This is a genomic window from Rhodobacter xanthinilyticus (assembly GCF_001856665.1).
Taxonomy (GTDB): domain Bacteria; phylum Pseudomonadota; class Alphaproteobacteria; order Rhodobacterales; family Rhodobacteraceae; genus Rhodobacter; species Rhodobacter xanthinilyticus.
Genome location: NZ_CP017781.1, coordinates 3430001 through 3442812, shown reverse-complemented (window position 1 = coordinate 3442812; position 12812 = coordinate 3430001). Strand labels below are relative to the sequence as shown.

The 12812-nt window shown below is 67.0% G+C and carries 13 protein-coding genes (1 of these 13 cut by a window edge); 6 read left to right on the top strand and 7 right to left on the bottom strand.

Features of this window, described 5'->3' with window-relative positions:
* Positions 1–123: 123 nt before the first annotated feature.
* Together LPB142_RS16680 and LPB142_RS16675 are read left to right on the top strand one after the other, a co-directional pair.
* Entirely contained in the window at positions 124–870 is a 747-nt protein-coding gene (locus LPB142_RS16680; protein ID WP_232230924.1) for an MlaA family lipoprotein, read from the top strand.
* Positions 848–1465 carry an MlaC/ttg2D family ABC transporter substrate-binding protein gene (locus LPB142_RS16675; RefSeq protein ID WP_156506789.1) on the top strand — a complete coding sequence of 206 codons (618 nt, stop codon included), beginning with the start codon at positions 848–850 and terminating at the stop codon, positions 1463–1465. Before LPB142_RS16680 ends, LPB142_RS16675 begins: the two co-directional genes overlap by 23 nt.
* A 9-nt stretch (positions 1466–1474) precedes the next feature.
* Here the strand turns inward: LPB142_RS16675 and LPB142_RS16670 are convergent, their stop codons facing one another.
* Positions 1475–3658, bottom strand: coding sequence for a transglycosylase domain-containing protein (locus LPB142_RS16670; RefSeq protein ID WP_071167051.1), 2184 nt, complete (start codon positions 3656–3658; stop codon positions 1475–1477).
* A gap of 261 nt (positions 3659–3919) precedes the next feature.
* Between LPB142_RS16670 and LPB142_RS16665 the strand changes: the two genes are divergently transcribed.
* Together LPB142_RS16665 and LPB142_RS16660 are read left to right on the top strand one after the other, a co-directional pair.
* Positions 3920–4258, top strand: a complete 339-nt coding sequence (locus tag LPB142_RS16665) for a P-II family nitrogen regulator (protein WP_068765555.1) — start codon at positions 3920–3922, stop codon at positions 4256–4258.
* 25 nt (positions 4259–4283) lie between these two features.
* Entirely contained in the window at positions 4284–5639 is a 1356-nt protein-coding gene (locus LPB142_RS16660; protein ID WP_071167050.1) for an ammonium transporter, read from the top strand.
* 57 nt (positions 5640–5696) lie between these two features.
* Here the strand turns inward: LPB142_RS16660 and LPB142_RS16655 are convergent, their stop codons facing one another.
* The 6 genes from LPB142_RS16655 to smpB form a co-directional block, all read right to left on the bottom strand.
* On the bottom strand, positions 5697–7232 hold the full coding sequence (locus tag LPB142_RS16655; RefSeq protein WP_071167049.1) for a DHA2 family efflux MFS transporter permease subunit: 1536 nt from the start codon (positions 7230–7232) through the stop codon (positions 5697–5699).
* 3 nt (positions 7233–7235) lie between these two features.
* On the bottom strand, positions 7236–8300 hold the full coding sequence (locus LPB142_RS16650; RefSeq protein ID WP_071167048.1) for an HlyD family secretion protein: 1065 nt from the start codon (positions 8298–8300) through the stop codon (positions 7236–7238).
* The gene (locus LPB142_RS16645) at positions 8290–8745 is read right to left on the bottom strand and encodes a MarR family winged helix-turn-helix transcriptional regulator (protein ID WP_071167047.1); all 456 of its coding nucleotides are present in this window, start codon (positions 8743–8745) and stop codon (positions 8290–8292) included. The genes LPB142_RS16650 and LPB142_RS16645 overlap by 11 nt, the downstream gene beginning before the upstream one ends.
* 130 nt (positions 8746–8875) lie before the next feature.
* Positions 8876–10057: an amino acid aminotransferase gene (locus tag LPB142_RS16640; RefSeq protein ID WP_071167046.1), complete on the bottom strand. Its 1182-nt coding sequence runs from the start codon at positions 10055–10057 to the stop codon at positions 8876–8878.
* Positions 10057–10914, bottom strand: coding sequence for a 3-mercaptopyruvate sulfurtransferase (gene sseA / locus LPB142_RS16635; RefSeq protein ID WP_198037852.1), 858 nt, complete (start codon positions 10912–10914; stop codon positions 10057–10059). Before sseA ends, LPB142_RS16640 begins: the two co-directional genes overlap by 1 nt.
* 93 nt (positions 10915–11007) lie before the next feature.
* Entirely contained in the window at positions 11008–11481 is a 474-nt protein-coding gene (gene smpB, locus LPB142_RS16630; protein WP_068765676.1) for an SsrA-binding protein SmpB, read from the bottom strand.
* A gap of 169 nt (positions 11482–11650) precedes the next feature.
* Between smpB and LPB142_RS16625 the strand changes: the two genes are divergently transcribed.
* Together LPB142_RS16625 and msrP are read left to right on the top strand one after the other, a co-directional pair.
* Positions 11651–12031 (top strand): ion channel, encoded by a 381-nt coding sequence (locus LPB142_RS16625; protein ID WP_232230922.1) that lies wholly within the window; start codon positions 11651–11653, stop codon positions 12029–12031.
* 90 nt (positions 12032–12121) lie between these two features.
* Positions 12122–12812: the 5' portion of a protein-methionine-sulfoxide reductase catalytic subunit MsrP gene (gene msrP / locus LPB142_RS16620; RefSeq protein WP_071167045.1), read on the top strand. Its footprint extends 230 nt past the window's final position; the window shows 691 of its 921 coding nt (coding positions 1–691); the start codon lies at positions 12122–12124; its stop codon lies beyond the right edge, outside the window.

Here is a 12812-nt window from a genome sequence, read left to right as displayed (position 1 = left end):
TGAAAAGGGTTAAGGCCCGGACAAGAGTGTCGCAAGGGCGGACCTTGCCGCACGCCGGTGGGCTGCCTAAATTGATGGGGAGCCTTTTGGCCGAAACCGGAGGGGGTGTCACCCGAAATTGCCATGATCGAGCGGAAGACCCAAAGCCGGAAGATGCCGTTGCGCGCCGTGACCTTTGCGGTGATCGCGGCTGTCTTGGCCGGATGTGGGGGCAAACCGCCCGCGCCGGGCGAGATCTGGGATCCTTACGAGGCGCAAAACCGCCGCGTCCATGCGCTCAATACCAAGATCGACTCGCTGGCTCTGCGCCGCGCGAGCCTGCCCGGGCCGGTCGGGCGCGCGGCCTCGAATGCGGCAAATAACCTCGGGCTGCCGGCGGCGGTGGTGAATTCGCTCCTGCAGGCGGAGGGCGAGCATGCGGTGCGAAACAGTCTGCGCTTCGTGATCAACTCGACGATCGGGCTGGCGGGGGTCTTCGATCCGGCGGGGGCGATGGGCGTGCAGGAGGCCTCGACCGATTTCGGCGCGACGCTGGCGCGCTGGGGCTGGGGCGAGGGGGCCTATGTCGAGCTGCCGGTGCTCGGCCCCTCGACCGAGCGTGACGCGCTGGGCCGGGTCGTCGATCTGGTGATCGACCCGCTCAATTTCACGCTGCGCGGCACCGAGGCGCAGGTGGCGGCGGGCGTCAAGATGGCCGGGCGGATCGGCGACCGGCAGCGCTATGGCGATACGATCGATTCGGTGCTTTACGACAGCGCCGACAGCTATGCCCAGACGCGGCTCTATTATCTGCAAAGCCGTCGCCATGAGCTCGGGCAGACAGCAGCGGAGGACAGCTATGACCCCTATGAGGACCCCTATCACGAGTGATTTCGGCCGCCGCGCGGCGCTGGGCCTTGGCGCGGGGGCGGTGGTGGCGGCGCTCTTCCCGGCGGCGGCTTTCGCGCTCACCGATGCCGCGGCGCGCGCGCTGATCGAGCGCACGGTGGCCGATGTGAACCGCGCCATCGCCTCGGGCAAGACCGGCGCCGCGCTCTACGCCGATTTCGAGCGGATCTTCGCGACCTACGCCGATGTGCCGGTGATCGCGCGCTCGGCGCTCGGCGTTGCGGCGCGCGCGGCGAGTTCGGCGCAGATGGCGGCCTTCACCACCGCCTTCCGCGGCTATCTCGCGCGCAAATACGGCAAGCGCTTCCGCGAGTTCATCGGCACGCGCTTCGAGGTGCAGGGCGCGCGGGCGGTGAGCAGCTTCTATGAGGTGAAATCCATCGCCTATATGAGCGGGCAGGCGCCCTTCGAGGTGCTCTGGCAGGTCTCGGACAAATCCGGCAAGGACAAGTTCTTCAACCTGATCATCGAGGGCGTGAACATGCTCGCCTCCGAGCGCACCGAGATCGGCGCGATGCTCGACCGGCGCCGCGGCAGCCTCGACGCGCTGATCGCGGATCTGAAGACGGCGGGCTGAAGGAAGGCCTCAGTTGCCGCCCATCAGCGCGCGCAGGATCTCGCCCACGATCGTGTCGTCGCGCGGGGCCTGGCCCTGCGGGCGCGGCTGGCCGCCCGAGCTCTGCGTCTCGCCGGCAAAGACCGGGGCGGGGGCGCTGCGCCATTCGGAGGGGTCGGCCATCGGCAGCGGCGTGCCCGGCACACCCTCCTCGACGCGGGTCATCACCTCATGCCAGATCTCGGCCGGCAGCCCGCCGCCCGTCACGCCAGAGAGCGGGCGGTTGTCGTCATAGCCCATCCAGACGCCCGCGACATAATCCGCCGTGAAGCCGATGAACCAGGCGTCGCGCGCGGCCTGGGTGGTGCCGGTCTTGCCCGCGACTTGATGCCCGTCGAGCCGCGCCCGCCGCCCGGTGCCGAGCTCAACCCCTTGATTCATCATCCACATCAGCTCGCGCGCGGCTTTCTCCGAGATCACCCGGTCGCCCATGCCGCCGCCCGCGCCGAAAAGCGGCTCGTTGTCGCCCTTCAGCCGCAGTTCGGTCAGCCCGTAGGGTTTCACCGAGGAGCCGCCGTTCAGGATCCCCGCGAAGGCGCCGGTCATCTCGATCAGCGTCGATTCCGAGACCCCGAGCGCCACCGCCGGCCCCGCGGCCAGGTCAGAGGCGAAGCCGAAATCCGAGGCGACCTGGCGCACCGCATCGAGCCCGACCGCCTGGCTGACCCGCACCGTTGCCGTGTTCACCGATTCCGCGAGCGCCTTCCACAGCGGGATCGGCCCGAGGAATTCCTTGGTGTAGTTCTTCGGCGACCAGGGCCCCGAGCCCTTCACATTGATCGTCAGCGGCGCGTCCTCGACGATCGTGTCGGGCGTCCAGCCCATGTCGAGCGCGGCGGCGTAGACGAAGGGTTTGAAGGTCGAGCCGGTCTGGCGCTTGGCCTGGGTCGCGCGGTTGAAGGCGCCCGAGACCTTGGTCTTGCGCCCGCCGATCATCGCGCGCACCGCGCCATCGGCCGACATCACCACGACCGCGGCCTCCGCCTCCGAGCCCTCTTTCACCTTGGTCTCGAAGATCGCCTTGAGCGCCTCTTCGGCGGCGGTCTGGATGCGCGGATCGAGGGTGGTGTGGATGATCACGTCCTCGGTGGTCTGCTTGGAGAGGAAATCGGGGGTGGTATCCATCACCCAATCGGCGAAATAGCCGCCCGCCCGGGCCTGCGCGGCCTCGGAGAGCGTGGCGGGCGCCTCGCGCGCGGTCAGCCATTCGCGGTCGGTCAAAAAGCCCTGCTCATGCATCAGCGCAAGCACCATGCCCGCGCGCTCCTGCGAACGTTGCAGGTTGGTGGTGGGCGCATAGCGCGAGGGCGCCTTCAGAAGGCCCGCGAGCATCGCCGCCTGTTGCGGGTTCACATTCGCCGCCGACACGCCGAAATAGCGCTGCGCCGCGGCCTCGAAGCCGCGCGCGCCGGCGCCGAGATAGGCGCGGTTGAGGTAGATCGTGAGGATCTCGTCCTTGCTATACTTGACCTCCATCGCCAGCGCGTAGGGGATCTCCTTGATCTTGCGCTTCACCCCGCCCGAGCGGCAATCGTCCTCATAGGCGGCCTCGGTCTTCCATTGCGCGGGGTCGTAGGCGACGCCGAGGCAGAGCAGTTTCGCGACCTGCTGGGTGATCGTCGAGCCGCCGTTGCCCTCGAGCGGGCCGCGGCCCTCGCGCAGGTTGATCGCGATCGCCGAGGCGATGCCGCGCGGGCTGACGCCGAAATGATGATAAAAGCGGCGGTCCTCGGTGGCGATGATCGCGTCGCGCAGCCAGGGCGAGACGTTTTGCGCGGTAATCTGGCCGCCGAAGGTCTCGCCGCGCCAGGCGAAGACCTGATCGTTGCGGTCCAGCAGCGTGACCGAGCCCCGGTAGCGCCCGTCGAGCAGTTTCGAGACCGGCGGCAGGCTGGAGTAATAGTAGAAGGTCGCGAGGCCGAGGATCAGCGCCAGCACCGCGCCGAGACGCCAGGCCGCGCCCCAGATGATGCGGGTGAAAAAGCCGAAGACGCCAAGGATGGCGCGGCGGATCGGGCCCATCTTGCGCTTGGCGGGGCGCGGGGCCTTCGCGGGGGGCTTTGCGGCGGCCTTTTTCGCGGCGGCGGGCTTTGCTGCCCCCGCATAGCGCTTTTCCGCCACCAGCGGCCCGCGCCGCCCGTCTGTTCCTGCCATGTCGTGATCCGATGCCTGCCGTTTTGCGCAAGTTACACTGCCCGGCGTGGCTTGTGGAGCGGCAAGCGATCACGATTCGGTTTGTGCTGCGCCTCAATTTTAGGCATTGCGCACAAATTATGCGTTTTCGCCAATTTATGCGGCGGCGCAGCACGGCGGGGCGGCGGGGATTTCTTGTCTCAAAGGGGCTTTGTGGGCCTTCTGACGGCGTGGGTGCCCGCAGAGGTGCCAAGAGCTGCTGACATTAGGAAGGGATCACCAGTGAAACTCATCATTGCAGCAATCAAGCCGTTCAAGCTCGAGGAGGTGCGCGAGGCGCTCACCGCCATCGGCGTGCGCGGCATGATGGTGACTGAAATCAAGGGCTTCGGTGCGCAGTCGGGCCATACCGAGATCTATCGTGGCGCCGAATACGCCGTGAATTTCGTTCCGAAGATCAAGCTCGAGATCGTCGTCGCCGATGCGCTGGCTGACGAAGTCATCGACACGATCCTGAAGTCGGCCAAGACCGACAAGATCGGCGACGGCAAGATCTTCGTTCTGGATGTGAACCAAGCGGTGCGCGTGCGGACCGGCGAAACCAACGACGACGCGCTCTGAGACGCGGCTGAGGGGAAGTAACACAATGAAAAACCTTTCGAAAATTTCGGCCCTGACGGCGGCTTCGCTGCTCGCCGCGCTGCCGGCCTTCGCGCAGGACGCCGCCGCGCCCGCCGCGGAAGTCGTGGAAGCCGTCACCGAGACGATGGACAAGGGCGACGTGTCGTGGATGATGATCTCGACCGTGCTCGTGCTGTTCATGACCATGCCGGGCCTCGCGCTGTTCTACGGTGGCCTCGTGCGCACCAAGAACATGCTGTCGATCCTGATGCAGACCACCGCGATCGCCTGCCTGATGATGGTCGTCTGGGTGATCTACGGCTATTCCTTCGCCTTTGGCGGCGGCACCTCGCCGTTCTGGGGCGGCCTGGGCAAGCTCTTCCTGTCGGGCGTCTCGGTCGAGTCGGTCTCGGCGACCTTCTCCGACGGCATCGTGATCCCGGAATATCTGTTCATCGCCTTCCAGATGACCTTCGCCGCGATCACCCCCGCGCTGATCATCGGCGCCTTCGCCGAGCGTGTGAAATTCTCGGCGGTGCTGCTGTTCTCGGTGCTCTGGGGCACGTTCTGCTACTTCCCGGTCGCGCATATGGTCTGGGATGCCTCGGGCCTGATCTTCAACTGGGGCGCGATTGACTTCGCCGGCGGCACGGTTGTGCACATCAACGCCGGTGTGGCCGCTCTCGTCGGCGCGCTGGTCATCGGCCCGCGCATCGGTCTGGGCAAGGACATGATGGCGCCGCATTCGATGACCCTCACCCTCGTCGGCGCGGGCATGCTCTGGGTCGGCTGGTTCGGCTTCAACGTCGGCTCGAACCTCGAAGCGACCGCCGGCGCCACGCTTGCGATGATCAACACCTTCCTCGCCACCGCCGCTGCGGCGCTCGTCTGGGGCCTGATCGAAGCCCTCACCCGCGGCAAAGCCTCGATGCTCGGCGTGGCTTCGGGCATCGTCGCCGGCCTCGTCGCCATCACCCCGGCCTGCGGCACCATCGGCCCGATGGGCGCCCTCGTGCTCGGCGCGCTGGCTTCGGTGATCTGCTACTTCTTCGTGGCGGTCGTGAAGAACAAGCTCGGCTATGACGACAGCCTCGATGTCTTCGGCATCCACGGCGTGGGCGGCATCGTCGGCGCGATCGCGGTGGGCGTGCTCTCGGACCCGTCCTTCGGCGGCACCGGCCTGTTCGTCGAATCGGGCTCGATCATGGATCAGGTCATCGTGCAGATCAAAGCGGTCGGCGTGACCGTGCTCTGGACCGGCGTGATCTCGTTCATCCTGTTCAAGGTCGTCGACATCATCATCGGGCTGCGCGTCTCCTCGGATGACGAGCGTCAGGGCCTCGACCAGACCTCGCATGGCGAAAGCGCCTACCACTACTGATCTCGCCTCCCGGCGAACCGCGAAGGCCCGGAGATCTCTCCGGGCCTTTTGCTTTGCTCAGTCCATCGCGGCGGCTTCGACCACATCGGTGGGCTCCGGCTTTCGCAACACCAGCGTGAGCGGCACCGCCGCGGCGGTGATCCACATCATCGCCTTGAAATCATCGACATAGGAGACCATCAGCGCCTGCACCGTGACCATCTGGTTGAGCAGATAGGCCATCACGCTCTCGCCATACCCCGCCACGCCCCCCGCGCCGAGCGCCGCGACCGCCTCGCGCGTCAGCCCGGAGGCAAGCTCGTTATGGTTCACCCAGGTGTTGTGGGTGAGCAGCACCGTGACGAAGGAGATCCCGATCGAGGAGCCGATATTGCGCACCAGCGAATAAAGCGCCGTCGCATCGCCGCGCAGCCGCGCCGGGATCGTGGCGAAGGAGACCGTCGAGAGCGGCACGAAGACGAGCCCGAGCCCGAGCCCCTGCACCACGCCTGAGAGCACGATCAGGCTCGCATCCATCTGCGGCGAGAATCGCGTCATGATATCGAGCGAGAGCGCGGTCAGGATCAGCCCGAGCGCCACGAGCTTGCGCGGGTCGAACCGGCGCACCAGCTTGCCGGCGAGAATCATCGAGATCATCGTGCCGATGCCGCGCGGCGCCATCACCATGCCGGTGGTGATCACCGGATAGCCGAAGATCGTCGAGAGCATCGGCGGCAGGAGCGCGAGCGAGGCCAGAAGCACGATCCCCACGATGAAGATGAACACGAGCCCGGTCGCGAAATTGCGGTCGAGAAACATCTTCGGGTCGAGGAACGGGTGCTCCTTGCCGATGATCCAGATCACGAAGCACCAAAAGCCGGTCGCGGCCAGCGCCGCCTCGATCCAGATCTCGGTGGCCTCGAACCAATCGACCTCGGCGCCGCGGTCGAGCATCAGCTGCAACGCGCCGACGCCGAGCGCGAGAAAGGCAAAGCCCGTGAAATCAAAGGCGCGCAGCCGCCGGCCCATCTCCGGCAGAAACGCCCAGCACCCCGCGAGCGCTAGGAGCCCGAGCGGCACGTTGATATAGAAGACCCAGCGCCAGTTCAGCGTTTCGGTCAGATAGCCGCCGAGCGTCGGCCCGATGATCGGCCCGATCATGATCCCCGCGCCCCAGACCGCCATCGCCTGACCGTGTTTCTCGCGCGGGTTGATGTCGAGCAGGAAGGTCTGCGACAGCGGCACGATCGCCGCGCCGAAGACGCCCTGCGCCATGCGGAAGAGCACCATCGTCTCGAGGCTCCAGGCGATCCCGCACAGCATCGAGGTCAGGATGAAGCCCGCCACCGAGCCCACGAAGATCTCCTTGCGGCCGAAGCGTTCGGAGAGCCACCCCGAGAGCGGCGTCACGATCGCGGCGGCGACGATATAGGAGGTCAGCACCCAGTTGATCGTATCGGCCGAGGCGCCGAGGTCGGCGCGCATCGAGGGCAGGGCGACATTGGCGATCGTGGTGTCGAGCACCTGCATGATCGTCGCGAGCATCAGCGAGAGCGTGATCAGCCCGTGGTGCTTGATCTCGCCCACCGGGGTTGCCGGGGTGTCGGCGGCCATGGATCAGTGCTCCACGCTGCCCGCTTGCGCGAGAATCGAATCGAGCGGGGTCGAGGCATGGGTGTCGATGGTGACGCTCGCCGAAAGCCCGGCGCGGAGCCCGTCTTTCGGGGCATCGCCGCTCAGCCGCAGCCGCACCGGCACGCGCTGGGTCACCTTGACCCAGTTGCCGGTGGCGTTTTGCGCCGGGATCAGCGCGAATTCCGCCCCCGTGCCCGCGCCGACGGCCTCGACCACGGCGGTATAGTCGCGCCCGGGGAAGGTATCGAACTCGATCTCGGCGGTCTGGCCCGGGGCGATATGTTCAAGCTGGGTTTCCTTGAAATTCGCGTCGACCCAGAGATCGCCGGTCTCGACCAGGGTGAAGAGAGTTGCGCCCGCCGAGACGAATTGGCCCGGTTTGAACGAGCTCGCCTTGTAGAGCACGCCATCGGCCGGCGCCTTCACCGTGGTGCGCGAGAGGTCATAGGCGGCCTTGTCGCGCGCCACCTGCGCGGCCTTCACCACCGGATGCGCATCGGTCGCAATCGCCGCATCGCCACCCAGCGCCGCCAGCGCCGCGGCGACATTCTGGCGCGCCGCCGCGAGCGTTTCACCTGCCGCCGAGGCCTCATGCCGCGCCGCATCGAGCGCCGAGCCCGTGCCCGCGCCGCGGTTGGTGATCTTTTCCTGCCGGGCGAGCTCGGCGGTCAGGTAATCGGCGTTGTCCTGCGCGACCTTCTCCTGTGCCACCGCCGCGAGATAGGCCGCGCGCAATTGCTCGACGCCAAGCCGGGCCTGGGCGAGCGCGGCATCGGCCTGGGCGAGCGCGAGGCGGTAGGGCTCGGGGTCGACCGTGAACAGCGGGTCGCCCGCCTTCACCGTGGCATTGTCCTGCACGAAGGTCTCCGTCACCCGCCCGGCGAGATCCGAGGCGACCGCGATCCGCGCGATCTGCAGGTTGGCGTTGTCGGTGCTCTCGTAGCGCCCGCCGTCAAGCCACATCCACACGCCCCCCGCAACGAGCGCGAGCGGCAGCGTGGCCATCAGCCATGTCTTCGGTTTCTTCGGGGTCATTTCAGCGGTCATGGTCGGTCTCGGTCGGCTGGGAGAGGTTGGAAATCAGGGTTTTCAGCGCCTCGATCAGCAGGCTGCGCGTTTCCGGCGGCAGCCCGGCGAGGGCGCGGTCATAAAGGGCATCGGCGATCTCGCGGGCCTGCGGCTGGATCTCGCGGGCCTTGTCGCGCAGCTCGACGCGGCGGACGCGGCGGTCGGTGGGGTCGGCCACGCGGCTGACCCAGCCGCCGTCCTCCATCCGGTCGATCAGCCGCGAGACCGAGATCGGTTCGATCTCGAGCAGCTCGGCGAGGCGCGCCTGCGGCATCGGGCCGTTGCGGAAGAGATGGACGAGCACCCGCCATTGCGAGGTCGTCAGGCCATGGTCGGCGGCGAGGCGCTCGAACTGGCGGCGGATCGCGCGGGTCGCGTCATGGAGCAGGAAGCCGAGGCTTTCCTGAGGACTTTCGCAGCTCATCGGGGCTCCCTCTGTTCAAGGTGAGCAGGTATATTATAAGCGTGCTTATGAAATCAAGACGACCGAGGCGCCAAAACGCAAAACGGCGACCCGGGGGGCCGCCGTTCGCAAGGTTGTGATGGCAAGAGGCTCAGACGCCGGCGTCGATGATCGCGCGGGCGAGCAGCGGCACGGTCCTGGCGTTCAGCCCCGCGATATTGAGCCGCGAATCGCCGACCATGTAGATCGCGTTCGTGGCGCGCATCGTCTCGACCTGTTCGGGCGAGGCGCCGATGCGCGAGAACATGCCGCGGTGGCGGGCGACGAAATCGAAACGGTCGGAGTTCGAGAGCTGGCGCAGCTCGGCGGCGAGCTGTTCGCGCAGGCCGAGCATGCCATTACGGACCTCTTCGAGCTCGGCCTCCCAATCGGCGCGCAGCGCCGGGTCGGTCAGCACCATGGTGACGAGGCGCGCGCCGTGGTCGGGGGCGAAGGAATAGGTCTGGCGGTTGAGATAGGCCAGCGTGCCCTGCGTCACCTCTTTCGCCGCCTCGTCGCCCAGCACCATCAGGCTGCCGGTGCGCTCGCGGTAGATGCCGAAGTTCTTCGAGCAGGACGCCGCGATCATCACCTCGGGCAGGCGCGACGCGATCAGCCGGGTGCCCGCGGCATCGGCCTCGAGCCCGTCGCCAAAGCCCTGATAGGCGAGGTCGATCATCGGGATCGCGCCTTTTTCCTCGAGCAGATCGGCGACGACGCCCCATTGCTCGAGCGTCAGGTTCGCGCCGGTCGGGTTATGGCAGCAGCCGTGCAGCAGCACCACATCGCCCGCCTTCGCCCCGGCGAGATCGGCCATCATCGCGTCGAAATCGACGGCGCGCGCGGCGGCGTCGAAATAGCGGTAGGGTTTCCAGGCCTGACCCATGAAGTTCAGGATCGAGAGGTGGTTCGGCCAGGTCGGGTCCGAGGCCCAGATCGTGGTGCCGGGGTTGGCCATCCGCGCGAGCTCGAACGCCATCCGGCACGCGCCGGTGCCGCCCACCGTTTGCAGCGCCGAGAGCCGCGCCTTCGGGTAATCGGCGCCGAGCACCATCTCCGCCATCGCGGCGTGGAACTCCGCCTCACCGGCGAGCGCGGTATAGGTCTTCGTGGTCTCGCGTTCCCAAAGCTGCTTCTCGGCGGCCTTGATCGCGCGCATCACCGGGGTGCGCCCCTCGGCATCCTTGTAGACGCCAACGCCGAGATCGACCTTCTCGGGGCGCGGGTCGGCGCGGAACTGACCCATCAGCGCGAGGATCTTGTCCGCCGGCTGCGGCTTGAGGGAATTGAACATCATGCTTCTCCGGTTGCGACCCGAAGGTCGTTATACATGCCCCATTCGGCCCAGGCGCCGTCATAGACCGACCAGTTCTGATGGCCGATCCGTTCGAGCGCGAGCGCGAGGATCGTGGCGTTCACCCCCGAGCCGCAGGTGCAGATCGCGGGTTTCGCGAGATCGACCTTCGCGGCCTCGAACAGCGCGCGCAGCGCCTGCGGCGATTTCATCGTGCCCTCGGCGGTCAGAAGCTCGCTCCAGGGCAGGTTCTTCGAGCCGGGGATATGGCCCTGGCGCAGGCCCGGGCGCGGCTCGGGGTCCACGCCGATGAACCGGCCATGGGCGCGCGCGTCGATGATCTCGTGATCGCCGAGCTTCGAGGCATGGGCGACCTGGGTGACATCCTTCACAAGGCTCGCCTGACGCTGCACGGTGATGTGGCGATCGCGCAGGATCGGGGGCATGTCCTCGGTCTCGCGGCCCTCGGCGAGCCATTTCGGCAGCCCGCCGTCGAGCACCGCGATATCGGTCTTGCCCATCAGCCGGAAGGTCCACCACACGCGCGGCGCCGAGAAGATCCCGGCCTGGTCATAGACCACGACCTGATGGCCATCGCCGATGCCCATCGCGCGCATCCGCGAGATGAACTTCTCGACCGGCGGCGCCATATGCGGCAGATCCGAGCGGCTGTCGGCGATCTCGTCGATATCGAAGAACCGCGCGCCGGGGATATGCGCGTCCTCATAGCCCGCCCGCGCGTTGCGCGTGTCGGTCGGCAGGAACCACGTCGCGTCGATCACCCGCAGATCGGGGTCGCGCAGATGGGCGTCGAGCCAGTCGGTCGAAACAAGGGTTTTCGGATCATCCATCGCCATTGCGCGCCTCCGTCATTTGCTTTCGTGATTAGCCTCAGAGCGCGGCGCGAGGCAAGGCGCAAAGCCACCCGCGCGGGGCAAAACCGCGCCCCGTCAGCCGCCCTGCTTGAGCAAACGCTGTTTCTGGCGGTTCCAGTCGCGTTTGGCCTCGGTCTCGCGCTTGTCGGCGAGCTTCTTGCCCTTGGCGATGCCAAGGAGCAGCTTCACCCGGCCCTTGTCGTTGAAATACATCTTCAGCGGCACGATGGTCATCCCCTCGCGCCCGATCGCCTGCCACAGCCGCGAGAGCTCGCGCTTCGAGACGAGGAGCTTGCGGTGGCGGCGTTCCTCGTGGCCGAAGATGCCCGCCTCCTTGTAGGCCGCGATATAGGAGTTGATCAGCCACAGCTCGCCATGTTCGACCGAAGCATAGCTCTCGGCGATGTTCGACTGGCCCACGCGCAGCGATTTCACCTCCGAGCCCATCAGCACGATCCCCGCCTCGAGCGTATCCTCGACGGCGTAATGGTAACGCGCCTGCCGGTTCTCGGCGATCAGCTTGGAATTGGGGTCGGATTTCTGAGCCATGATCTGCTCGAGATAGGGCAGGGGCGGGCGCATGTCCAGAGAGGGCTTGACCGGCGGGGGCGGCGCATATCAGGCGCGGGCCAGCGGAGAGGCGCATGGTCCTGCAGATTCTGATCGGCTCGCTGATGATGGTGCTGACGGTGGTGATCGCCGGTCGAGCGCCTGGGGCATGGAATGGGCCTTCGCGCGGGCGCATTACTGGCTCCTGCGCGAGCCGCATCGCCCGAAGCTGATGCTCGTCGTGCTGATCACCGCGCTCTGGGCGCTTCTGATGGTGACGGCCGGCGTCTGGCTCTGGGCGTTCTGCTTTCGGATGCTCGGGATCTTCCTGACCATGGAGGCGGCGGTCTATTTCTCGCTCGTCTCTTATACCGCGCTTGGCTATGGCGATATCCTGCTCACCCATGAATGGCGGATCCTCGGCGGCATGGCGGCGGCGAACGGGCTTCTCAATATCGGGCTGCTGACCGCGCTTCTGGTCGAGGCGCTGCGCCATGTGCGGCTCGGCCAGCTGCAATCGGGGCGCAACCGCGAGCGCGAGGGCCGGTAACGCGCGCTCACAATCGCGCCAAGGCGCGCATCTTGCCCGCGCGGGCGCGCGCTTTCGCGCTATCCTCTCCCCAAACCACGGGAGAGAGCCATGTCCAAGACCAAGAGCCCGAGCTGGGCAGATGTCACCCCGCGCGCGGATTTCCTGCGCCGGCGCAGCCTGATCGCGGGGGCGGGCGCGGCGCTGGCGTTCGGGGCGGGGCCGGCGCGGGCGGGGCTGAGCGCCGCGCCCTCGGCCTATTCGACCGATGCCAAGCCCAACACGCTCGAGGAAATCACCTCCTATAACAATTTCTACGAATTCGGCTGGGACAAGGGCGACCCGGCGAAATACGCCGGCGCGCTGACCACCGACCCGTGGTCGGTCGAGATCGGCGGGCTGGTCGGGCGGCCGGGGCGCTATGATCTGGCCGATGTGCTCAAGACCGCGCCGCTCGAGGAGCGGATCTATCGTTTCCGCTGTGTCGAGGCCTGGTCGATGGTGATCCCCTGGATCGGCTTTCCGCTGGCGGCGCTGCTGGCGCGGGTCGAGCCGCAGCCGGGCGCGAAATATGTGGCCCTCGAGACGCTCCTGCGCCCCGAGGAGATGCCGGGCCAGCGCGCGGGCGGCATCGACTGGCCCTATGTCGAGGGGCTGCGGCTCGATGAGGCGATGCATCCGCTGACGCTTCTGGCCTCGGGGCTTTATGGCGAGGAGCTCCCCAAGCAGAACGGCGCGCCGCTGCGGCTCGTGGTGCCGTGGAAATACGGGTTCAAGTCGATCAAGAGCATCGTCAAGATCA

What these genes read in the sequence shown, in the direction of transcription:
- LPB142_RS16650 (WP_071167048.1), bottom strand. Translation starts at nt 8,300, where the DNA reads ATGACCGCTGAAATGACCCCGAAGAAACCGAAGACATGGCTGATGGCC.
- LPB142_RS16625 (WP_232230922.1), top strand. Translation starts at nt 11,651, where the DNA reads ATGGAATGGGCCTTCGCGCGGGCGCATTACTGGCTCCTGCGCGAGCCG.
- LPB142_RS16640 (WP_071167046.1), bottom strand. Translation starts at nt 10,057, where the DNA reads ATGTTCAATTCCCTCAAGCCGCAGCCGGCGGACAAGATCCTCGCGCTG.
- LPB142_RS16645 (WP_071167047.1), bottom strand. Translation starts at nt 8,745, where the DNA reads ATGAGCTGCGAAAGTCCTCAGGAAAGCCTCGGCTTCCTGCTCCATGAC.
- LPB142_RS16660 (WP_071167050.1), top strand. Translation starts at nt 4,284, where the DNA reads ATGAAAAACCTTTCGAAAATTTCGGCCCTGACGGCGGCTTCGCTGCTC.
- LPB142_RS16680 (WP_232230924.1), top strand. Translation starts at nt 124, where the DNA reads ATGATCGAGCGGAAGACCCAAAGCCGGAAGATGCCGTTGCGCGCCGTG.
- LPB142_RS16675 (WP_156506789.1), top strand. Translation starts at nt 848, where the DNA reads ATGAGGACCCCTATCACGAGTGATTTCGGCCGCCGCGCGGCGCTGGGC.
- LPB142_RS16670 (WP_071167051.1), bottom strand. Translation starts at nt 3,658, where the DNA reads ATGGCAGGAACAGACGGGCGGCGCGGGCCGCTGGTGGCGGAAAAGCGC.
- sseA (WP_198037852.1), bottom strand. Translation starts at nt 10,914, where the DNA reads ATGGCGATGGATGATCCGAAAACCCTTGTTTCGACCGACTGGCTCGAC.
- smpB (WP_068765676.1), bottom strand. Translation starts at nt 11,481, where the DNA reads ATGGCTCAGAAATCCGACCCCAATTCCAAGCTGATCGCCGAGAACCGG.
- LPB142_RS16655 (WP_071167049.1), bottom strand. Translation starts at nt 7,232, where the DNA reads ATGGCCGCCGACACCCCGGCAACCCCGGTGGGCGAGATCAAGCACCAC.